Annotated in this window: 21 protein-coding genes; 9 read left to right on the top strand and 12 right to left on the bottom strand. The window is 49.4% G+C overall.

What is annotated here, in order from left to right:
- Window positions 1-7: 7 nt before the first annotated feature.
- A complete protein-coding gene (locus Q3F21_RS11900) occupies window positions 8-1,183 on the bottom strand; it encodes an amidohydrolase (RefSeq protein ID WP_340252750.1) in 1,176 nt (391 codons plus the stop codon).
- Entirely contained in the window at window positions 1,184-2,077 is an 894-nt protein-coding gene (locus tag Q3F21_RS11895; protein ID WP_340252748.1) for a MurR/RpiR family transcriptional regulator, read from the bottom strand.
- 316 nt (window positions 2,078-2,393) lie between these two features.
- Between Q3F21_RS11895 and Q3F21_RS11890 the strand changes: the two genes are divergently transcribed.
- The 3 genes from Q3F21_RS11890 (at window position 2,394) to Q3F21_RS11880 (ending at window position 4,158) form a co-directional block, all read left to right on the top strand.
- Complete coding sequence (locus Q3F21_RS11890; RefSeq protein ID WP_340252746.1) at window positions 2,394-3,464, top strand: YeeE/YedE thiosulfate transporter family protein; 1,071 nt, start codon at window positions 2,394-2,396, stop codon at window positions 3,462-3,464.
- A gap of 72 nt (window positions 3,465-3,536) precedes the next feature.
- Entirely contained in the window at window positions 3,537-3,770 is a 234-nt protein-coding gene (locus Q3F21_RS11885) for a sulfurtransferase TusA family protein (RefSeq protein ID WP_340252744.1), read from the top strand.
- Window positions 3,771-4,023: 253 nt separating this feature from the next.
- Entirely contained in the window at window positions 4,024-4,158 is a 135-nt protein-coding gene (locus Q3F21_RS11880; RefSeq protein WP_340252742.1) for a hypothetical protein, read from the top strand.
- A gap of 69 nt (window positions 4,159-4,227) precedes the next feature.
- Here Q3F21_RS11880 and Q3F21_RS11875 read toward each other — a convergent pair whose 3' ends face one another.
- Window positions 4,228-4,464 (bottom strand): hypothetical protein, encoded by a 237-nt coding sequence (locus tag Q3F21_RS11875; protein WP_340252740.1) that lies wholly within the window; start codon window positions 4,462-4,464, stop codon window positions 4,228-4,230.
- An 84-nt stretch (window positions 4,465-4,548) separates the two neighbouring features.
- Between Q3F21_RS11875 and Q3F21_RS11870 the strand changes: the two genes are divergently transcribed.
- Complete coding sequence (locus Q3F21_RS11870; RefSeq protein WP_340252738.1) at window positions 4,549-4,731, top strand: GNAT family N-acetyltransferase; 183 nt, start codon at window positions 4,549-4,551, stop codon at window positions 4,729-4,731.
- Between the two features lie 331 nt (window positions 4,732-5,062).
- Here the strand turns inward: Q3F21_RS11870 and katA are convergent, their stop codons facing one another.
- On the bottom strand, window positions 5,063-6,526 hold the full coding sequence (gene katA / locus Q3F21_RS11865; RefSeq protein ID WP_340252736.1) for a catalase KatA: 1,464 nt from the start codon (window positions 6,524-6,526) through the stop codon (window positions 5,063-5,065).
- A gap of 323 nt (window positions 6,527-6,849) precedes the next feature.
- On the opposite strand from katA, the gene Q3F21_RS11860 reads away from it, so the two are divergent.
- Window positions 6,850-7,821: a protoglobin domain-containing protein gene (locus Q3F21_RS11860; RefSeq protein ID WP_340252734.1), complete on the top strand. Its 972-nt coding sequence runs from the start codon at window positions 6,850-6,852 to the stop codon at window positions 7,819-7,821.
- An 80-nt stretch (window positions 7,822-7,901) separates the two neighbouring features.
- Window positions 7,902-8,099 (top strand): hypothetical protein, encoded by a 198-nt coding sequence (locus Q3F21_RS11855; protein ID WP_340252732.1) that lies wholly within the window; start codon window positions 7,902-7,904, stop codon window positions 8,097-8,099.
- Window positions 8,100-8,343: 244 nt separating this feature from the next.
- Here Q3F21_RS11855 and Q3F21_RS11850 read toward each other — a convergent pair whose 3' ends face one another.
- Complete coding sequence (locus tag Q3F21_RS11850; protein WP_340252730.1) at window positions 8,344-9,927, bottom strand: alkaline phosphatase family protein; 1,584 nt, start codon at window positions 9,925-9,927, stop codon at window positions 8,344-8,346.
- Window positions 9,928-10,095: 168 nt separating this feature from the next.
- Between Q3F21_RS11850 and Q3F21_RS11845 the strand changes: the two genes are divergently transcribed.
- Window positions 10,096-10,314 carry a hypothetical protein gene (locus Q3F21_RS11845; protein WP_340252728.1) on the top strand — a complete coding sequence of 73 codons (219 nt, stop codon included), beginning with the start codon at window positions 10,096-10,098 and terminating at the stop codon, window positions 10,312-10,314.
- Between the two features lie 141 nt (window positions 10,315-10,455).
- Here the strand turns inward: Q3F21_RS11845 and Q3F21_RS11840 are convergent, their stop codons facing one another.
- A complete protein-coding gene (locus Q3F21_RS11840) occupies window positions 10,456-11,289 on the bottom strand; it encodes a DMT family transporter (protein ID WP_340252726.1) in 834 nt (277 codons plus the stop codon).
- A gap of 48 nt (window positions 11,290-11,337) precedes the next feature.
- Window positions 11,338-12,699 (bottom strand): PLP-dependent aminotransferase family protein, encoded by a 1,362-nt coding sequence (locus Q3F21_RS11835; protein WP_340252724.1) that lies wholly within the window; start codon window positions 12,697-12,699, stop codon window positions 11,338-11,340.
- Window positions 12,700-12,912: 213 nt separating this feature from the next.
- Here Q3F21_RS11835 and Q3F21_RS11830 point away from each other — a divergent pair, with 213 nt between their 5' ends.
- Together Q3F21_RS11830 and Q3F21_RS11825 are read left to right on the top strand one after the other, a co-directional pair.
- Window positions 12,913-13,761 (top strand): GNAT family N-acetyltransferase, encoded by an 849-nt coding sequence (locus Q3F21_RS11830; protein WP_340252722.1) that lies wholly within the window; start codon window positions 12,913-12,915, stop codon window positions 13,759-13,761.
- Window positions 13,762-13,830: 69 nt separating this feature from the next.
- Window positions 13,831-14,640, top strand: coding sequence for a DUF2935 domain-containing protein (locus Q3F21_RS11825; protein ID WP_340252720.1), 810 nt, complete (start codon window positions 13,831-13,833; stop codon window positions 14,638-14,640).
- A 32-nt stretch (window positions 14,641-14,672) separates the two neighbouring features.
- Here Q3F21_RS11825 and Q3F21_RS11820 read toward each other — a convergent pair whose 3' ends face one another.
- The 5 genes from Q3F21_RS11820 to Q3F21_RS11800 all read right to left on the bottom strand — a co-directional run bounded on the left by Q3F21_RS11820 (window position 14,673) and on the right by Q3F21_RS11800 (window position 19,650).
- A complete protein-coding gene (locus Q3F21_RS11820; RefSeq protein ID WP_340252718.1) occupies window positions 14,673-15,785 on the bottom strand; it encodes an endospore germination permease in 1,113 nt (370 codons plus the stop codon).
- A gap of 37 nt (window positions 15,786-15,822) precedes the next feature.
- The gene (locus tag Q3F21_RS11815) at window positions 15,823-16,059 is read right to left on the bottom strand and encodes a hypothetical protein (protein WP_340252716.1); all 237 of its coding nucleotides are present in this window, start codon (window positions 16,057-16,059) and stop codon (window positions 15,823-15,825) included.
- A gap of 64 nt (window positions 16,060-16,123) precedes the next feature.
- Window positions 16,124-17,317 (bottom strand): Ger(x)C family spore germination protein, encoded by a 1,194-nt coding sequence (locus Q3F21_RS11810; RefSeq protein ID WP_340252714.1) that lies wholly within the window; start codon window positions 17,315-17,317, stop codon window positions 16,124-16,126.
- Between the two features lie 27 nt (window positions 17,318-17,344).
- Window positions 17,345-18,874, bottom strand: a complete 1,530-nt coding sequence (locus Q3F21_RS11805; RefSeq protein WP_340252712.1) for a spore germination protein — start codon at window positions 18,872-18,874, stop codon at window positions 17,345-17,347.
- 224 nt (window positions 18,875-19,098) lie between these two features.
- Complete coding sequence (locus Q3F21_RS11800; protein WP_340252710.1) at window positions 19,099-19,650, bottom strand: NYN domain-containing protein; 552 nt, start codon at window positions 19,648-19,650, stop codon at window positions 19,099-19,101.
- Window positions 19,651-19,704 lie beyond the last annotated feature (54 nt).

The raw sequence follows: 19,704 nt of genomic DNA, 5'->3' as shown, positions 1-19,704 counted from the left end.
TAACCGACTATTCTGACAAGCAGTGACTGACCAGGGAAACAAACAGCTTCCCGATATACAGCATGGATCTCTCGTCAACGTCAAACAGCGGGTGATGGTGCGGATAGGTCGCCCCGATTTCTTTATTTCCCCCGCCTACATAGAAAAAGCATCCCGGCACCCTTTGGAGATAGTAGGAAAAGTCTTCCGCCCCCATCAACGGCTCGATCGGCAAGATCTTCTCTTTTCCGAACACCTGTGCGGCCACGCTTTCGACACGTGACGCTTCACAAGGGTCGTTCCATACCGAAGGATACCCCCTCGTATAGGAGATGGTTGCCGCCGCTCCCGCTCCTTCGGCCGTGCAGGTCGCGACTTGCCTGATTGTCTGCTCCATCAGCTCGCGGACCTCCTCGTCAAATGTGCGAACAGTCCCCGTGATTTTGGCTGTGTCCGGGATCACATTGGGAGCCGATCCGGCTTGAAACGTGCCCACGGTAAGCACTGCCGCCTTTAACGGGTCGACGCGGCGGCTGACGATCTGCTGCAGGCTGACAACCAGTTGGCAGGCAGTTACCAGCGGATCGACGGATGTATGCGGAAAAGCGCCGTGGCCCCCTTTGCCGCCGATCACGATCTCAAATTCATCAGCGGCGGCTGTCGTGCTCCCGGACCGTATACCGACCATCCCGAGCGGAGCGATGGAAGCGACATGCGCTCCGTAAATCACGTCCACGCCCTCCAGGCAATCATCCTCGATCATGGCCCGGGCGCCCCCGGGTACCTGCTCCTCCGCATGCTGAAAAACAAACACGATGTCGCCCTTCAGGTGTTCCTGCATTCCGGTCAGCACTTTTGCCGTCACGAGAAGCGCAGCCGTATGAACGTCATGGCCGCAAGCATGCATGACGCCGGGAACAGTAGACTTGTACGGAACGTTTTTCTCATCCTGGATCGGCAGGGCGTCAAAGTCAGCGCGCAAAGCGACCGTCTTGTGCCGTTTTCGGCCGGGCAGTCTGGCTACTACGCCCCTGCCTCCGACCTCTGTCCGCACCGCCAAGCCCAAATCGCGCAAGTAATCCGCAATCAATCGGGACGTCCTTACTTCCTGAAAGGAGAGCTCCGGGTTTCGATGCAAATCGCGGCGGATCTCCACCATTTCCTGATAGCTTTCCTCCAACAGCTGAAACGCTTGAGCCAGCATTCAGATCTCCTCCTTCATGTCTTCGTCTGCGGCAAAGGAATAAAATTTGCCGCTGGCTTCATCAAAATGGCGAAGCCGCTTTTGCACTCTCTCAGCGTCCATCACCATGATTCCGTTTAAAAGCACATTGAGCGTGGAAAAAATGATCGGCATTCCATTCGTCATGGAAGGCTGCGGAGTCTGCACTTTGACCAGCAAGTCCGCTTCCGTCGCCACGGGTGACAATTCTCCATCCGTTATGGCCATGATCTTTGCGCCCATCTCTTTTACCGTTTTCACCAATCTGACAACTTCCCTGGAGTGGCGGGGAAACGAGATGACGATGACCAGCCAGTCCTTGTCTTGTTCCGCGATGAAGTAGTCGGCGTGATCCATTGCTCCCGTATACATGCTGGTGTTCCCTTTAATGGTGTTCAGCGCGGATGAAAACCATTTGGCCGGAATTTGGTTCCACATGTAGCCTACCACCATGATTTTCGACGCGCGGAGGATCATGTCTACGGCGGTGCGGCATGATTCCTCGGACAGGCTGGCCTCTGTTTGAGAAATTGCCTTATGCTGCGCTTCCAGCGTAAACTGGACAAAATTCTCCGAATGAATCTGGCCGCCCGTCGCATCGCGGTAATGTTCAACGGGTCCTCTCTGGTAGTCAGCCGGAATCAGCGACTTTCTGATCTCTTCCTGAAGCTGGGTGTATCCGGAATAACCGAGCGCATAGCAAAACCGAATGACAGTCGCTTCGCTCATTTGCGTCATATCCGCCACCTTTCTCGCCGAATGCATCGCGATCATATCCGCGCGCTCAAGGACAAACCTGGCGAGGATCTTCTGGCTGGCGGTCAGCTTTCCGTACTGAACCCGGATTTTCTCCTTGTAGCTGGGCTCACGGTTCATCTTTCTTTGCTCCCTTACTGGTTCCTTTACGTTCTCGCTGGCTTAGGCAAGTTTTGTATATTGAATATTCTAATACTTGATAATATTTCATTCAATACAAATCAAAAAATGAAGTATATCCTTCATTTTGAATGTGCTGCGGCAAGCTGCATGCACAAAAAACCCCTCTTTGCTATTTGAGGCAGAGGATACGCCAGAAGCGGCGAGGATCAGGAGGAGCACGCCTAAAAAACTTTTCGCACAATTCGCATTTGACATATCGGAATTAATGTATTTATAATGTTAAATCAAGATACCACGCTTGGGGAGGATGAACATGGCAGCGAAAATTGTATTGGGACTTCTGTGCGGGCTCGCTCTCGGCTTTGTCCTGCAGAGGGGGCGGTTTTGCGTGGTCGGCGCCTATCGCGATGTCATCCTGGTCAAGGACAATCGCATGTTCATCGCCGTTTTGATCGCCATCGCCGTACAGAGCATCGGCGTTTATGCGCTGGCGGGTCTCGGGCTGATCCAGTTGTCGGAGGTTCCGTTCACCTGGCTGGGCGCGACGCTTGGCGGATTTATCTTCGGCCTTGGGATCGTCCTTGCCGGAGGCTGCGCGACCGGTACCTGGTACCGCGCGGGCGAAGGGCTTCTGGGCAGCTGGATCGCGCTGTTCGCCTACATGCTGGGGACAGTGGCGACAAAATGGGGAGTTTTGAAGCCGGCTGCCGATGCCTTGACCGGACAAAAGAGCGGGGACGTGTTTATCTACACGACATTGGGTATCTCCCCATGGGTACTCGTCGTCCTGTTTGCCGTCCTCGTCTCGCTGATCGTCTGGAGACATTTGCGTCAGCCGTCCTTCGCCGTGCCGACGTTAAAGCGGCGAAAAACAGGGCTTGCTCATCTGCTGTTTGAAAAACGCTGGCATCCGTTTGTCACCGCGCTGATCGTCGGCGTCATCGCGATCGCGGCCTGGCCCATGAGCGAAGCGACCGGCCGCATGTTTGGCCTCGGCATCACGACGCCTAGCGGCAACCTCTTGCGTTACATTACGACCGGAGAGGTCAAATTCCTGGACTGGGCGGTTTTTCTGGTCATCGGCATCGCGCTTGGATCCTATATCGCGGCCAGAGGCAGCGGCGAGTTCCGCTGGAGGCTGCCTGACATCAAAACGATCCGCAACAACTTCTTCGGCGGCCTGTTCATGGGCTTCGGAGCCAGCATCGCGGGGGGCTGCACGATCGGGAACGGGCTGGTCAACACGTCGCTGTTCACCTGGCAGGGCTGGGTCGCCACTTTGTTTATCATTTTGGGCACTTGGGTGGCCACTTACTTCGTCATTATCCGCGGAAGACGCAAGGCCAGCGCCGGGGCGGCTCCCGGCCAGACTGTAGCCGTTTGACGATGAGGCAGCCCTGACGGAAACAGGCTTCGGCTGCCCCATACCAGATCGCTTTGGAAAGGAAGTGTCGCCATGAAAAAACATTTGCAGGTTATCGGCATGGTCTGCCCCTTCCCGCTGGTGGAAGCGGAAAGCGCCATGCATGAGTTGGCTCCCGGACACGAGCTGATCATCGATTTCGATTGTACGCAAGCGACCGAAAGCTTGCCCCGATGGGCCGTCAAAAACGGGCATCAGGTCGTTTCCTTCGAGCAAACCGATGACGCCCAGTGGCAAATTACGATACGAAAAGGCGCGGCAGGCTGAATCTGCCGCGTTTTTTCCAGCTGATAATCGGCATCAATGTAGAACAACTCCCCTTTCTGTCCGCGCTCATTACCTCCTTCAAGAAGATTCGTCCCTTCGCGGATTGCCCATGATCCTAATGGTGATGCGAACATCCATTTTGCTCCCGTGCAAGAGGGGCTTTTCTTTTTATCCAAATTGTCCCTTTTTAGGTAGATATTTTCTGATTTGTAGGTTACAATTAACAGAATATTACGAATTGGGGGTGATTAGCATGAAAAAGTTTTTTGCTATCACGTTTGCAGTCATGATGGTTATGTCTGTTTCTGGTGTTGGATTTGCTGCCAGTGAACCTGCTTCTAATGATCCAAATGGTTGCTGCAGACGAATTTGTTGCGTTCCATATTAGTTGCTGAGAGAATTGCCTCCTAACGGGGGCTTTTCTTTTTACTCCCGAAATAGTAAGTAAAATCCGTTTCTAATCGGAGAAGTCCCTAAATAGAACCTCTAGCTCTTTTCCATCGTAGTATTGACCGTCACTTCTAAATTTTTCAATCTCAACAGTTCCATCTTCCATGAATTCAATTTCCCACCGTTGGCCTGGAACCGCCACTTCAACCATTATGCTCTCCTTCCGAACCTTGCTAAGTCGGTAAAATATGTGATTCTCCTGTAATTTATTCAAAAAGTCGTTAAGTTTTTTAAAATCTCCCACGGTTATCATCCTTTCTCCTTTGTTAAGCATCCTCTGACATAGCAATGGCATTTACCTCAACCTTAGCTAAATATCCCTGTTCATTTGTCCATAAAGGATGTCATCTTTGTTTGTAAACAAAACAATGAGGTGATAGGTTACATTCATGGTAGCCCATATGAATTACTTTTTTCTGACTCCTTAGTAAATGTCTTAGGGTTTGTTGTTAAAGACCAGTACCGAAATCAAGGTATAGGTAGGATGTTGATCGAGCGGGTTGAGGCCTAATGGTACCTTTCGTTGAATAAAAGGTTGAAACAGCAGCGGCTGCTCCCCTCGTCGAGTATCGGGTATCAGCCGCTGCTTCATTCGTATCTCCGTATCAATTCTCCGGAGGTTATTTTTTCTCTCATCTCCACCCTCAAAAGGCGTCTATTGCCGCTACGCCCGTCTCCGTTTTGGCTTCAGCCGCATGCCGCAGTCACAAATAATGCTGTGCTTCAAAAACTTGACCTCCGATTGGCAGATCGGACATAGCACCTTTTGAAGGCTCATCGTCTTTCACCTCTTCATAGATTTCCCGTTTTCCAAACCGCTGCCGCTGGCGTTCGCGAGCCTGTTACTTCACATCCTCCGGCACAGACAGGCCAAGTCCCTCGGCGACGCGAGTCCCGTATTCAGGGTCCGCTTTGTAGAAGTGCCTGATTTGGCGGAGCTTGATTTCCTCTTTTGCTACCGGCTTCATCGCATTCACAATATTTTGAACCAGACGGGAGCGCTCCTCTTTGCTCATAAGGCGGTACAAATCTCCAGCCTGCGTATAGTGGTCATCCCGGTCGTAAGCGACACTGTCAGCCATCCCCGATACCGGATAAGCCGTTTGCTTGTGCTCGGGCGCCTCTGTCGGACCGCCGAAGCTGTTTGGCTCGTAGTAAACCGAGCCGCCGCCGTTTTGATCAAAGCGCATTTGCCCGTCGCGTTGATAGTTGCTTATTTCATTGCGGGGACGGTTGATCGGCAGCATCTGGTGATTGGTCCCCACCCGATAGCGGTGGGCGTCATGGTAGGCAAACAAGCGCCCTTGCAGCATTTTGTCCGGAGACGCCTCGATTCCGGGAACGAACGTGCCAGGCGAGAATGTTGCCTGCTCGACCTCGGCAAAGTAGTTTTCCGGGTTGCGATTCAACACCATGCGGCCCACTTCGATCAACGGATAATCTTTCTGCGACCACACCTTGGTCACGTCAAACGGATCAAAGCGGTACGTGTCGACATCCTCCAGCGACATGATCTGGACGTACAGGGTCCACGCCGGGTAATCTCCTTTTTCAATCGCATTGAACAAGTCTTCCGTATGGTAGTCAGGGTTTTCGCCGGCGATTTGAGCCGCTGTTTCCGGGGAAAGATTTTTGATGCCTTGCTCGGTTTTAAAGTGGTATTTCACCCAAACGGCTTCTCCCTTGGCGTTGACCCATTTAAACGTATGACTGCCAAAACCGTGCATATGTCTGTAAGTAGCCGGGATGCCGCGGTCGGACATCAAAATCGTCACCTGATGCAAGGACTCCGGCGAAAGCGACCAGAAGTCCCATACCGCGGTCGGATTTTTCAAATGCGTTTTCGGATCTCTTTTTTGTGTATGGATGAAATCCGGGAATTTGATCGCGTCCCGAATAAAGAAAACAGGCGTGTTGTTCCCGACCAAATCGTAGTTGCCTTCTTCTGTGTAAAATTTGACCGCAAAGCCGCGAGGATCCCGGACTGTATCGGCCGAACCCAGCTCCCCGGCTACTGTCGAGAATCGAACAAAGAGAGGTGTGCGTTTTCCTGCTTCTGACAGGAAAGCAGCTTTGGTGTGCGCTGTCAGGTCATTTGTGACTTCAAAATAGCCGTGCGCTCCGGCACCTTTGGCATGCACAACCCGCTCAGGCACGCGCTCCCGGTTGAAATGCGCCAGCTTCTCAAGCAGATGGACGTCCTGAATCAATGTCGGACCGCGAGAACCGGCTGTCATTGAATGTTGGTTGTCACCGACAGGAGCACCCCAGCTCGTCGTCAGGTTGTTGCTTTTCTTTGTACTCATCACCCATTCACCTCACCAGTTTGTTCTTGCAGATTCAATGATAACATTTCTTAAAATAAAATCAATACTTTTTTATAATAAATTTAAATAAATAACAATTATAAACAAAATGTGAAGGCAAAAAAAGACCCTCACCAAGGTGAGGGGATGAAAAAGGTTGTTAACAGCGTATTTCTTATTTTGCCCGTATCTTCCAGTTTTATTCTTGGGAAAACGGGAAAAGGAGAATTGACAACCAACTGCAAAAAAATATGGTTTCGTACTACTTTTAACTCTGGTAAAATTTGAAAATATATTTGCTATTTTAAAAAGGGGCATACATCATGATTACGCTTGACAAGAAGTGGAACGAATTACTTGCGTTTTATGGCCTGACTGAGAACGATCTGATCTTCTTGCATTCACATCGCGGCTTTTTTCAGACCTATTCAAAAGAGATTGTAGACTGCTTTTACCAGAAATTGGAACGATATTCCACCCTCGATCAGATCATCCGTTCCAACAGTACCGTGGACAGATTAAAGCAAACGCAGCTTATGTACCTGGAAACGCTCTCTTCCGATGTCATTGATGCTGACTATATACGCACTCGGCAAAAAATCGGAACGATCCATGCCAAGATCGGCTTGTCCGCTTCCTGGTTTTTAGGCGGATACTCCCTCTATTTGCGCCTGTTTGCCGAAAAAATCCATGTCTTGCCTGATCCAAACGCCTTTTATCGTTCTCTTAGCAAAAGGGTTTTCTTTGATTCTGCTATTATTCTTGAGCAATACATCGGGGATACCATGGAGGAAAATTTGGCATACCGCCAGCGAATGGAGCAAATGGCAACCGAGCTTTCGTCCACGACACAAGAAGCCATTCGGATCTCTTCCGCATTTGCGGAGTCGGCAACCATGCTGGCCGAATGCAATGAAGAGATTGCCCATTCCATGAATGTTCTAAAAGCGCATAATGAGGAAATCGAGAAGCTCAGCGGCTTCGTGTCAGAGGTTTCCTCGCAGACCAATTTGCTTGGCCTCAATGCCGCCATTGAAGCTGCCAGAGCCGGCGAGCACGGCCGCGGCTTTACCGTTGTCGCCGATGAGGTGCGAAAATTGGCGGATAAATCGAACGCGTCCTCAAAAGATATCCATCAATCCTTGCAGAAGATCACCAACCAGTTGCAAAAGATTGATCAACAGGTGGCCTTGTCCACTGTTTCTGCCGAACAGATGGCTGCTACTTCAGACCAGCTCTTTGCAATCATCCACACTTTGGACGAGATATCAAGCCGCCTGCATGGAAAGCGGTAAGCTTCCGTGAATTGATCTGTTTGAAACCTTTTGCGGCATCTGGCGTATTGCTATGTATCAAAGACTAGGAGTGAGCCGTTTTGAAATACAAAGTCGGCGGGATCATTCTCACCTGTCCTTGCTGTCAGAACGACACCTTCGATAAGGATTACAGACAATTGAATTCCAGGGGAGCGACGTTTTTCGGCCTCGACTGGGCAAACAAAGAGGCAGCCATCCTCATTTGCAAGCGTTGCTCGTACATCTCCTGGTTCATGGATGATCCGTCAAGAGCGTAACCAACCATGGCAGGGCCAGAACGGGCCTTTTAACGCTCGTCCAAAACGAAAAAGAGGCGAATCCCGCCTTTTTTTCATCTTCTCTCGGGCCATTTCCGATTTTATGCTTCATCCGGCAACCCCCGAAGCCCTTCTCTTTTGGGTGACCATCGGATGCATCCGTACTTCCAAGCACTTCACCTGCTCTTCTTTCCGGCAGCTTGAAGGGTTGGTCCCGTCTATTTTCCACATTTGCCAACCTTTTCTACGGATTTGCCAATTGCAATATCCACTCTTTCATATCGATGATGCGCAGTGTTTTTGGCCGAGTATCGGTTCCGGTTACAATCATCGGGACAAGGGAATCTTTTTCATGAAGCGAACCGTGAGCTCCTCCGCCTATATGGGTGGGGGAGCTTTCCGTGACCAGTTCATATCCAGGTTTGATCGTGACGACAACGTATCTTCCTTCGTGAGAATGCATCGCGCCGTACAGTCTCGCCAAAACGTCCGGATACTTCCCATACTTGATCCGATTTTTCGTAATCGCAATATCCGCCAGCTGCGGTTCTCCCGATATTGTCCATGTCTGTCCATACTCATCTGTGTATTTTCCCCCGGGCCGATAAGAAAACTGATCGCTGGTTTTTCCCGCAGTAACACGCACATTTTTGCCGTCTTTCACGGCGATGATATCGAGCTTGTCCTCTCTCTGCAATTGCTTCACGATGTCAGTTAACCGGACGTTCTTATCGATCGCATAGATGTAAGCCATACGCTCGTTGGTGGAAATGACAATCTGGTCCTCGGGGCCTACCGGTTGATCGATTTTCGCGATCCGAAACCCGTCCAACAGCGTCCTTATATCAACTGTTGCTTCTTGCCGATCATCATACACGGCGCTTTGCGCACTGTCGCCCATGACAATCCATATGGCGTTTTTCACCGCCTGATCCCACGAGCCGTAAGCGTTTAGCGCGACTTGCAGCGCTTGATCTGCTTTTGCTATTCCATCCAGGTTCGCGATTCCCCCTCTGTGGACGGTCATGTCATTTTCCGGGAAATATGCGATAGTGAAAGGCGGAAGCTGTTTTTGCGTGATCAGAAAAGCCACGTCATGACCGGAAAACTCGTTGTTCATCCCGTACTTTTTCCACAGGGGATCATGGCGATTGTTCGGGTCCAGTTGTGCAAGCGCCGCATAGGAAAGCCATGCTGGTCCTGTTACCTTCATTTTGTCCGGCAATCGAGTGGTGGCTGAGATCCAGCGGGGGACTTTCAAGCTGTGTTCCGTTTTTCCCCGAAATACAATGCCATTGATGGACGCGGATTTTTTTCCTTTTGCCGCCAACTCTTCATGGATCGTTTTCGTTTCTTTGTTCAACTGAACCTGGTTTAACTGATAAACGGAGTCCATCAATACTTGCAGCTGATCGATTTTCATGGCTTCCTTGGGGCCGTTTCCGTAGTAAATCATACGCTTTTCTTTTCCGCTGTACCAGACAAGTCCAGGCACATGATGGCGGTCTGCGTATGTCCCAGTCAATAATGTGCTGTCGATCGTGACGGACATCGTGGGAAACGAGCTAACGACCTTCGGGAAGTATTGTCCGCTGGCAAGCAGATGCTTCAAAGCGGGTGCGCGGCCTTGCCGAATCGCTTCTTGCAATGGCTTGTCCATCAAGGAATCTATGATGATCAATATGACGGGTTTTGTCTTTAGATTGGCAGTGGTCGGGGATTTAACGCTTTGCTGGTTTAGTTGCTCGCTGTGGTTTGTCCTGCAGCCGATCGTCAACAGGCACAAGCTGATTACGAGCAAAATGGAAACCTTATGATTTATTTTCATGCGTTCACCCTTTTTAACCATAAAGTTTCCTACTGTTATTTTTCTATGCAGCTCCTGCTTCACAGCCGTCCTTTTCCTCGAGTGCCTGAAAGGCTGCCTTCCCCCTTTTCAACTTACAACATTTTTGGCCGTTTGAGGCATACTGAAGCTGTCAGGAGGCAGGAAAACATGAAAGATAATGAAACAAAGAAAACGATGCGGTTCTGGATTTTTTCGGGCATTGCTGCAATCGCTGCTTCTCAATTGCCGCTGTTGTTCAAAAAGAAAAAACCAAAAGAAGAAGAACAAGCACAACAGCAGCAGGGGAAAAGACCTAGCTGGACGATGCTCTTATTAGGTGCTGCCGTAATCGGGGGCATTCTCTGGCTGTTCGCTGTTATTTTGTAACGACAATCCGCTGCTTGCCCGATATAAAAAAATCCCTGCGCGCATAGCCAGGGAGAAACCTGAGGTACTGGAAGCCATAACCGATAAGGGTAGGGGATGCAGGTAAATTTTATCGCCATCGGCAGAATCGCAAACAAAACTCTACGCTGACAGCTTGGACGATCCCCTGGTCTCTTGCCTACCGCCCAGCTTAAAAGCGAGAATGCCGCCGACTATGACAAGCACGCCTAACAGCTGCTTGAAAGTAAACGGAACCTTGTCCAGACCGAACCAGCCCAGCGAGTCCCACAGCAGGGCAAACCCGAGCTGCGACGTGAGAACGACAGAGATCGCATACGTAGGACCAAGCAGTCTCATCGCTTGCACCAGACAGCTTACGACTCCGACCCCGATCAAACCGCTGAGCCAGTACCACGGCTGCATATGTTGCAGGACGAGTAAACGCTTCCCTTCCATGATCAAACCGATCGTCAGCGAAGACAGGAATCCCATTCCCAAGACGAATGCAGTTGTGGCCCACGCCCCCGCCCGTTCATTGACTTTGCTATTGAATATATTTTGCAAGCTGACGCCTGCGATCATCATCCCGATGCCGATGAACTGGGGCAGCCTCATTTTTTGCTTTGTCACGCCAAACCATCCGTTGCTGTCGATGACAAAGGTCAGACTTAGCTGGGCAATCAAGAGAGCCGATACGGCCAGAGTAACACCAACGCTCTGAATCGCCGTGACATTGCTGAAAATAATGACCGCCGCCAAAGTCCCGCCGGTCAAATAGAGCGGTTTTACTTGGGTGAACCCTTGCCATTTTCCGTCCCGGACAAACAGCAGGATCAGCAAGGCCGAGACAAATCCGGTCAGCTGGGTAATGGCCGCTGTTTGCCAGGTGCCTATATCTTGACTAATGCGGGCGTTGGCTACTCCTTGCAGAGTGAGAAAGGCCCCGCCCAAACATGCAAATACAATCCCTCTCATCGCTCTCTCCTCCATGCAGCTCTTGCTCATTATGAAAGGATAGTTGCGCTATTGAGGGAAGGACATATGTCCTTTTCCGGCCAACCTCGATGCTTCCTCGCACAGGATGCTGATACCCGTCCGGATTTGATCTTCTGAAAGCTTTGCTATGCATATCCAAAAGCTGTTTTCGCCAGAGTGATTGTGAATAAAATTACGATCCGCGGATGGGATAAAGATATTTCTCTCTCTCAGCCTTTTTTCCAGCTTTGTCCGATCCATGTTTTCACGTAACCTGATCCAGACAAAAAAACCGATGGGCGGGACAACAAAATCGATGCCCGTACAGTTTGTGTTCATGACGCATTCGCGCAAGCATTCGATCTTCCTTCCGTATTCCAGCCGGGCCTTGCGAATGTGTTTCTTGTACATGCCGCTCGTAATAAAAATCTCCAAAGCCCCTTGAGCCAGTACAGTGGTGTTTAAATCAGAGCACTTCTTGTGTTTCAAAAACTCCGTTTTCAGTGCTTCGTGCATAACCGCCGCACCTAATCGAATTCCCGGCATGAATGCCTTCGAGAAGCTTTTTACATAAATCACTTTGCCTGCCAAATCATAATAATACGCCGGGACTGCGTTGACAGTGGTATCCAGATCGGCTAAATAGTCATCCTCCACGATGTAGACATCGTATTTTTCCGCCAACTGAACCAGCCTTTTTTTGTCCTTTTCAGACAAGCTCGTACCGAGAGGATTGTGCAGTCTGGGTATTGTATAAAAAAACTTGATGCTTTCATGTTTGAAAATCCTCTCCAGTTCAGTGAAATCGATCCCATTGAAGTCTCTCTTGATGCCGATAAGCTGATCTCCGTTCAATTCCACCAATCTCTGGATCACACTGTAGGTCGGCTGTTCCACTAAAATCGTTCGCTTTCCGTTGGGAAAAGACATGTTTGCCAAAATACTCAGTGCTTGCTGGGCGCCGGTCGTGATGAATATTTGTTCCGCAGACGCAAACACCTGATGATCGGCAAAGTGATCAACCAGCGCTTTTCTCAAGGACAGCAAGCCTTGTTCATCGCTGTAAGTAAACAATTCATTTTGATACAACTCGACGGCCTTGCTCATGCAGTGATGAAATTGCCTGTAGGGCAGCAATGCAGGATCGGGCATGACCACCGTAAAATCGATGATTCCGTTCGCAACGCTTGCTGGGCTCTTTTCACCGATCAGATAATACCCGCCCTTGGGAACAGCGTATATCTTGTGGGCTTGCTCAAGCTCCTGATAGGCCCTGATTACGGTGTTTTTATTGCAGGAAAATTGGGCTGCCATCGATCTGATGGACGGCAAGCGATCTCCCTGCTTCAGCTGATTTTGGGCTTGCAATTCCTCGATATAATCAATGATCTGTTCAAATTTTCTCTTCATACTCCCCCGCCTTCGATTTGCGTATGTATAAGCCGCCACAAATTCCCTGCTTATGGAGCGTCTGCTTTTGTACTGGTACAGAGCTGTATATTTACGATTGTACCGGCTTGTTTCCGTTTATATAATCGCCATATAAAAGTGAAAGAAGCTACCAGCCGGATCGGTTCCAAAAACAAAACACGTTGAGGATGGCTCTTTGAAAGGGGAATGTGCATGATAAAACTGAGGCCGGATCATTATTCAAAGGCGGCTCGGCTATTGGATGAAGTCCCGTTTAACAATTTGTTTGCGCGAGTCGTGATCGAAAACAAGGTAAACGGACAAGTGCTTGTCGATGATCCAGAACATCCCACTGTATGTCTCATCATACATAAATACGGGATGGCTCTCTTATGCGGAAATGATCGCAACGAGTCCTTTAACAACGGACTTGCAAACTTTTTAAGCAGCGGCCCATCGAGTGAATATTCAGCAAAGTGGCTGCTTGCGTCCCCCGATGAATGGGAGCACAAGCTGGCTTCTTTATTAGTAGAGCAGCTGCTTCCGGCAGACAAGCTGGACGCTCCGGAAATGCGCCCTGGCAACCATACGCATTTTCTGAAAACCGAAAGAATCAATTATCGTTTTCATTCTCAGCTCTGTGCCGATCATACCAAAATACCGGACGGATTCACCCTGAAAAAAATAGACGCGGAGCTTTATCACAGCATTCAGGGGTCTGTCGTACCACAATATTTTTGGAATACGGCAGAAGATTTTCTTGCCAATGGCATAGGCTTTGCACTGCTGTATGATGACCAGATCGTCAGTACCTCTTTTGCGTCGTTTATCGTTGGCGACAAACTGGAGCTTGGCGTTGAAACCACTGAAACGTTCAGAAAAAGAGGATACTCGATCTACGCTGCATCCGCATTGGTCGCCTATTGTCTGGAAAATGGATATGAACCGGTCTGGGCATGCAGACGGGGAAATATCGGTTCTTCCAGGCTGGCAGAAAGTTTAGGGTTCGTCCCTGCCTCTTATCACCCTTATTATTGCATCCTCTCTCCGACAAGCAAATAGAAAGAGGACTCCCATTCACACTTTTGGGCTCCCGCACATATGTTGGGGTGTGACAAGGGAGGGAATGACGTGAAAAGCGATTCACGAGAACATATTTTATTTGAACATAGATTTTGGCTCCAGATACTCGGCGACCATGCCCGGTTTATCCATCAATCGCTGGCTCCAAAGGAGACTAGAGAAATTGAGCAAGCGAGCTACTTTATTGACTCGTTTGACAGGCTTTTGGATTACGCCCGCAACAACCTTTCTGCCGAAGACATTCATGTACTCAATCAACAGGCGAGCAGCTTTACGGAAAAACTGCGTGAATATAAGCTTCATCTTTTGGAGAGGCATCTTGTTGGAAAGATTGCCATCAGCCTTCCTCCGACGTTTTTAAACCACATGGTCAATGAATTGGAGGAGTACGAACGCATCTTGAACAATTACCTCGCCAGGAGCGAAACACCCTCTTTTCACGCCGTTCATTACCATCTGCTCTGGCTGTCTGATGCTGCCGGGCATGCCGCCACGATCACTTCGCTTCTGGACATGGTGGAACACGACCTTCAGCAAAAAAGCCATCGCTTTACGAAGCAGTTTGAGCATTTTTATCAAAAAGCCATTGAATTGGCCGGCTATCTCCGAACGAATTTGCAAAGCTTCCCTGCGCTTAGCCGCTTCAATCACCAGGCGGAAATGGAAATTCAGCTGTTCCAGGCCTTCCTGCATGAATTGACGGAAATGCGCTTTCGGGATGAAGTATTGGGCGTGTTGTCTCCGCTCATGGCCGACCACATGTCGCGGGAAGAGTGCTATTATTTGATGAAGCTGTCCGAGGTGTCCGATGTAAAATCGCCCGACTGCTATCCGACCAGGCCGAGGATTGAGCAATAGCAAGTTCCTATCCCCATTTGACCCGCAGCTTGTCATGTTGTCTTCGGTGTAGACATTTTTCCGTACCGTTTCCGCAAGCTTCCCACCAGAAGCAGAACTAACGGCAAAAACAAGCCGTACGTCAGAGAATAAGGCATCCAGATCAGATTCACAAAGGAGTCGAAGTAAGGTCTGTTCGGCATAGTCGCCAGCGCAACGATGACCATGATCATCGCCAAGGGTAATGTCAGTCTGCGGTAATCCCTTAGTCCCAGTGTCTGTGCAATCCCGCAGGAGGTAGCATAGTAGCAAACGGTGATTTTGACAAAAAGGGTGATGAACCAAATCACAGCCATGATGACTTCAATCCGCTCAAAAAAATTGCCAATGCTGATTTTTTGTGCAAGTGTGTAGCTGGGGTAAGTGAGAAGTACGGTAATGTCGGGACCAATCACCAGAATGGCTACAGCCGTAGTCACCGTCAGGAAAAAATTCGCTAACAGAATGCCCATGACATAGGCTTTTGCCGCCCGATCCGGCCGGTTCACAAGGGGAAACAGGACGATCAGAATAACCGATTCCAGGAGGTACTGCATGTACCTGAAATTCCCCCCCACCATGGGTGCAAACCCATTCGCCAGTACCGGCTTGGCATTTTCCAGCTTGATTTGGGGCGAAATAAAGGCAATCAAGATGAAAAACAGCAGAAGAAAATATGGAAACAAAAGCTCGGATGTACGAGAAATCGTTTCCGCCCCACTGCGCACACCCATGACGATAATCGCCGCAAACAGGACGAGGATGACTTCAATCGGAGTCTCCGGCATGATTTGTGTAGTGACAAAATCACCGATTTCCATTAACATCAGCGACGCATCGATAAAAAAGTAGGAAAGGAATAGAAAGGCAACCAGCTTCCCTGCCCACTTGCCCAAAATCTCCTCGCTGTATTGGAGGATGGTCCTGTTTGGATGCCGCATGCTCAGCGCGGCATACAGGCAGGTTAACAGAATGCCTTCTCCCCACCCCAATAACGCTGAGATCCAGGCATCCTGTTTGGCTGAGGCAGCAGTAAGCGAGGGGACGTACAAGATCGCATCGCCTACCACAAAAAGAGTCACGAGAATCATAAATTGCCTTGCACTGATACGACCGTTGTCGAGCAATTTGCGTTCCCTCTCCCTTCTGCTATCCTGCCCTGCTTTAATGCTTTACGGCCCCAAAAATCATGTCGCTAAACGGTTTGTAAACAAATGCGATCCAATCCAAAGGGTTGGGGATATCCGCTTCCAATACTTCGGCCACGCTCAGTCCCGTCCCGATGAGTAGCAAAATGAAGAAAACCGCCAGTTCCTTTTTCATCGAGTTTCTTCTCAAATAAGGCGTCTCGATCATTGCCGTTAACAGGCTGACCAGCAAAATCAACGCGATTGTCCACATGTAAAAGGCACACCCGCTTTTCTCAGGAATACCCTTAGATTTCCACAGCGTAAGAGTGTTATGCCTACTCCTTTTTCATGAGAGGAATGAATGACTTTCCGACTTTTCCCGTCCGGCGGAGCTTCACATCGACAGTTGTTTTTACCTCCAGATCAGCGAATGTCTGATTCCAACCACGTTCCACCTTCCCCCAATTTTTCGGGTTGCCTTGGTAGATCGATTGCCCGAATCCAAACACATCCGACTGGAACTTTTGCGCCTTGCGAACAGCTTTCTGGACCTTATCTTTTATCTGTTTTTCCGCCTCGATTTCCAATCTGTACATTGATTTGGGGTTAGACAAGTCGATTGGGCAGTCGGCTTCTCCCACATTTCCTTCCGCCGCAATGTTCACTTCAATTTGTGGCTTGCCGTTTTCCACGATTCCGCTGACTGTTGCCTTGCTCCTGATAATCTCGATGGCGATTTTTTTCTTTTCTCTGCACGAAACCTCCTCCACCGTGCCTTTCACCCTGCTTGTAATATAACTGTATCCGATGCTTTCTTCTTCGTTAAACCATCCCAGCAGTTTATCTTCCTTGAAGACGCCGAGTCCTTGGTATTTTAAAAGGGCAGACATTTGTAAGGGCTTGCCACCGGCGGCTCCCATTCGCACCTTTTCTTTCACGCCAACTCCGCCTAAAACCGGTTCTACCCCGTCTTGCAACAATTGGGTAATAAATTCGTCCAGCTGAACGGAAACAATAGATCCCCAAATTCTCTCTACCGTTTCCAAGCTTTTGTAAAGCTTGCTTGCCGGTATTTTTTCCAGCGGATCGATCATGCTCAAGATTTGGATGGCGGATGCGTCCTTGGCCAGGATCATATAAAAGTCTGGACGAACTTCATGGTCGCGAAACAACAAGTCCAGCACTTCTTTTACCCCTTCTCTCGCTACCTGTTCCCCCAGCACCAGCACTTGGATGTGGGAAAAGTACAACTGCCGCGGAGTTAGCGTGGTCATTTTCCGGATCCCTTCAAAAAGGGTCGATGCCCTCAAGCTGTAATTTGCGACGGCAGACTGGCTCATTCCCCCGCCATCTTTTGAAGCCACCTCGCCGGGATTGACGATCTGCGTGGAAATCATGTATTCCCCGTCAACCTTGTCGATGCCTATTCCCATGATGATGGCCAAATCGTTTAATTCTCTGCGGTTCCAACACCCTGTGACGAAAGCAAGAAGAACTAAGGATAAAAGGAGCACACCGATTCTTTTCATGCCATCTCCACCTCGGCTATCGATTGGTTACGCCCCATTTTCATCGGGCTTCGGTTTGTTGTTTTGATCCCTGACGATGTTTTTCTGGCGCAAAAAATGCGGGCGGGTGTGCATCATCCATATTGGAAAACGAAGCAAAGTATCCTTTTGATCGGACAGGTCTATAGGCGCAAGCGGAGACATATACGGAACTCCAAAGGAACGCAAGCTGCACAGGTGCAGGCACAACACGATCATCCCGATAAAAATGCCGATAAATCCAAAGCTGGCTGCAAGTGCGATCAGACCAAACCGAAGCAACCGGATCGGAATGGACATGGAAAAGGAAGGAAAAACAAAGCTGGTGATGGCTGTGATGGAAACAACGATGACCGTCGCAGGGGAAACCAGTCCTGCTTGTACAGCAGCTTCCCCCAGCACGAGCGCTCCCACGATGGAAATTGCGGGACCCACTGCTCTAGGCATCCGTATCCCCGCCTCGCGTAGGATTTCAAAGGTAAACTCCATCAGCAGTGCCTCTACTGCTGCAGGGAATGGCACCCCTTCCCGCTGGGCCGCGATGCTGATGATCAGGTTTGTCTGCAGCATTTCCTGATGAAAGGTTGTAATGGCTACATAAATGGATGGTGCAAGCAATGCGATAAAGAAAGAAATCAGCCGCAATATCCGCAGGATGCCAAAATCCGCACGCTGGTAATAATCTTCCGGGGACTGGAAAAATTGCACAAAGACAGCGGGCGCCAACAAGACAACCGGAGTGCCGTCGACTATGATGGCAACGCGCCCTTCCAGCAAACCGGCTGCGACAGAGTCCGGCCGTTCCGTATTGTAAATCGTCGGAAACGGAGTGAATGTCTCATCCTGGATCAGTTCTTCGATGTTTCCGCTTTCCAGAATACCGTCGATGCTGATCCGGTCCAACCGCTGGCGCACTTCTGCCACTACCGCTTCGTCCGCTACCCCTTTCACATACATGATGGCAACCTTTGTCTGGGTCATTTTGCCGATCGATTTGGTCTCCAGCCAGAGGTTGCGATTATTGATTCTCCGCCGCACCAAAGCCGTATTGGTACGGAGGGTTTCCGAAAATGCCTCCCGGGAGCCGCGTACCACCGTTTGCACCGAGGTCTCCTGGACGCCGCGGTCTTCCCACTGTTTGGTGTTCACGATAAAGCCTTGCGAGAATCCGTCTACCAGAATGACAGTGTCCCCGGTTAACATCGCGTTGAATAACGCATCAAAATCATATACCTCTTCCACTCCGCCTATCGTCAACAAGAAGCCTTTTATCAGCGAGAGCGGGCCCGCTTCCGTTTCGTGCGAAAGGATGTCGCGTTTCCCGGCATGAAGCATCAGGGACTCCATGAAGCTGCTGATCAAAACTTTGTCAACCAGACCCTCGGTGTACAAAATGCACACCTCGACTTCATCGACAGCTTTCATCCGAATCTTTCTCGTTACAAGATCCGAACTGTTCCCCAGCTCCCTTTTTACCTCCTCTACATTTTCATCTAAAGAACAAAAAAAGGGCGCAGCCTGACTCCCTCTATTCTCCATTTCCAATCACCCATTTTTCCGATTCGGGATACGCTTATTATCCCTTACTGGAAAATACTCTATGCCAAGTCAACTGGAATCCTCCTCCGAGTTTTTTTATTTCTATATGAAAAAAGAAGAGGCGGATTCTCGCCCCTTCCCGAGGATGTTTAGTCCCATGCAAATCGCTGCTCTTTCCAAGGGTTACCGTGCTTGTCCCAAAGTAACTATAAAAAGGACTGTTATTATCTTTTCCATTCATTTACCATATCTTGTGTGATCAACTTACGGGCATCAACAGCATCCAACAGCTCATCATGAGGTAGCGAATTTTGCGCATAGTACAATGTTATATGTACACCTTCGGATTGGGCTATTTCAACAGCAGGTATAAAGTCACTATCACCAGTTATCATCACAGCGTGACTAATTAATCTTTTCGTACTGTGCATGACCAAGTCGGTAGCAAGCGCCACATCAACCCTTTCCTGCTCAAAAACCGATTTTCCTTTATCGTCAATGCCTCTAAAAGCTAATCTGCCTCTCCGAACAGTAAAACTATCCAGTCTATTTAATCTCCGTTGGAACTTTTCCGCTGCCGAGAATTCCTGTCTTTCCGTTTCCGTAGGGGTTGATGATTGGTAAGGCAAACAATGGTAGTAATAGGCTCGCAGTAAAGGCAAATTTTCTGTCAAAGCTTCAACTATTCTTGAATAATCTATTCTAACTTTACCAAACTTAATTAATGCACTATCCAAATACCCTCCATCAATAAATAGAGCAATCCTTTTCCCCATTTAACAATCATCCCCCAAAACGAAACAGCAGGAGAAGCTAGCTTCCCCTGCTGT

Origin of the sequence: Brevibacillus borstelensis, from assembly GCF_037834415.1 — a bacterium.
GTDB classification, from domain to species: domain Bacteria; phylum Bacillota; class Bacilli; order Brevibacillales; family Brevibacillaceae; genus Brevibacillus; species Brevibacillus borstelensis_A.
This window is presented reverse-complemented; position numbering and strand designations above follow the sequence as displayed.

Coding starts and splice junctions, on each gene's coding strand:
- Q3F21_RS11895 (WP_340252748.1), bottom strand. CDS start 2,077: ATGAACCGTGAGCCCAGCTACAAGGAGAAAATCCGGGTTCAGTACGGA.
- Q3F21_RS11885 (WP_340252744.1), top strand. CDS start 3,537: ATGAAAAAACATTTGCAGGTTATCGGCATGGTCTGCCCCTTCCCGCTG.
- Q3F21_RS11810 (WP_340252714.1), bottom strand. CDS start 17,317: ATGAAAAGAATCGGTGTGCTCCTTTTATCCTTAGTTCTTCTTGCTTTC.
- Q3F21_RS11845 (WP_340252728.1), top strand. CDS start 10,096: ATGAAAGATAATGAAACAAAGAAAACGATGCGGTTCTGGATTTTTTCG.
- Q3F21_RS11800 (WP_340252710.1), bottom strand. CDS start 19,650: ATGGGGAAAAGGATTGCTCTATTTATTGATGGAGGGTATTTGGATAGT.
- Q3F21_RS11900 (WP_340252750.1), bottom strand. CDS start 1,183: ATGCTGGCTCAAGCGTTTCAGCTGTTGGAGGAAAGCTATCAGGAAATG.
- Q3F21_RS11835 (WP_340252724.1), bottom strand. CDS start 12,699: ATGAAGAGAAAATTTGAACAGATCATTGATTATATCGAGGAATTGCAA.
- katA (WP_340252736.1), bottom strand. CDS start 6,526: ATGAGTACAAAGAAAAGCAACAACCTGACGACGAGCTGGGGTGCTCCT.
- Q3F21_RS11805 (WP_340252712.1), bottom strand. CDS start 18,874: ATGGAGAATAGAGGGAGTCAGGCTGCGCCCTTTTTTTGTTCTTTAGAT.
- Q3F21_RS11850 (WP_340252730.1), bottom strand. CDS start 9,927: ATGAAAATAAATCATAAGGTTTCCATTTTGCTCGTAATCAGCTTGTGC.
- Q3F21_RS11815 (WP_340252716.1), bottom strand. CDS start 16,059: ATGTGGACAATCGCGTTGATTTTGCTGGTCAGCCTGTTAACGGCAATG.
- Q3F21_RS11840 (WP_340252726.1), bottom strand. CDS start 11,289: ATGAGAGGGATTGTATTTGCATGTTTGGGCGGGGCCTTTCTCACTCTG.
- Q3F21_RS11860 (WP_340252734.1), top strand. CDS start 6,850: ATGATTACGCTTGACAAGAAGTGGAACGAATTACTTGCGTTTTATGGC.
- Q3F21_RS11880 (WP_340252742.1), top strand. CDS start 4,024: ATGAAAAAGTTTTTTGCTATCACGTTTGCAGTCATGATGGTTATGTCT.
- Q3F21_RS11830 (WP_340252722.1), top strand. CDS start 12,913: ATGATAAAACTGAGGCCGGATCATTATTCAAAGGCGGCTCGGCTATTG.
- Q3F21_RS11890 (WP_340252746.1), top strand. CDS start 2,394: ATGGCAGCGAAAATTGTATTGGGACTTCTGTGCGGGCTCGCTCTCGGC.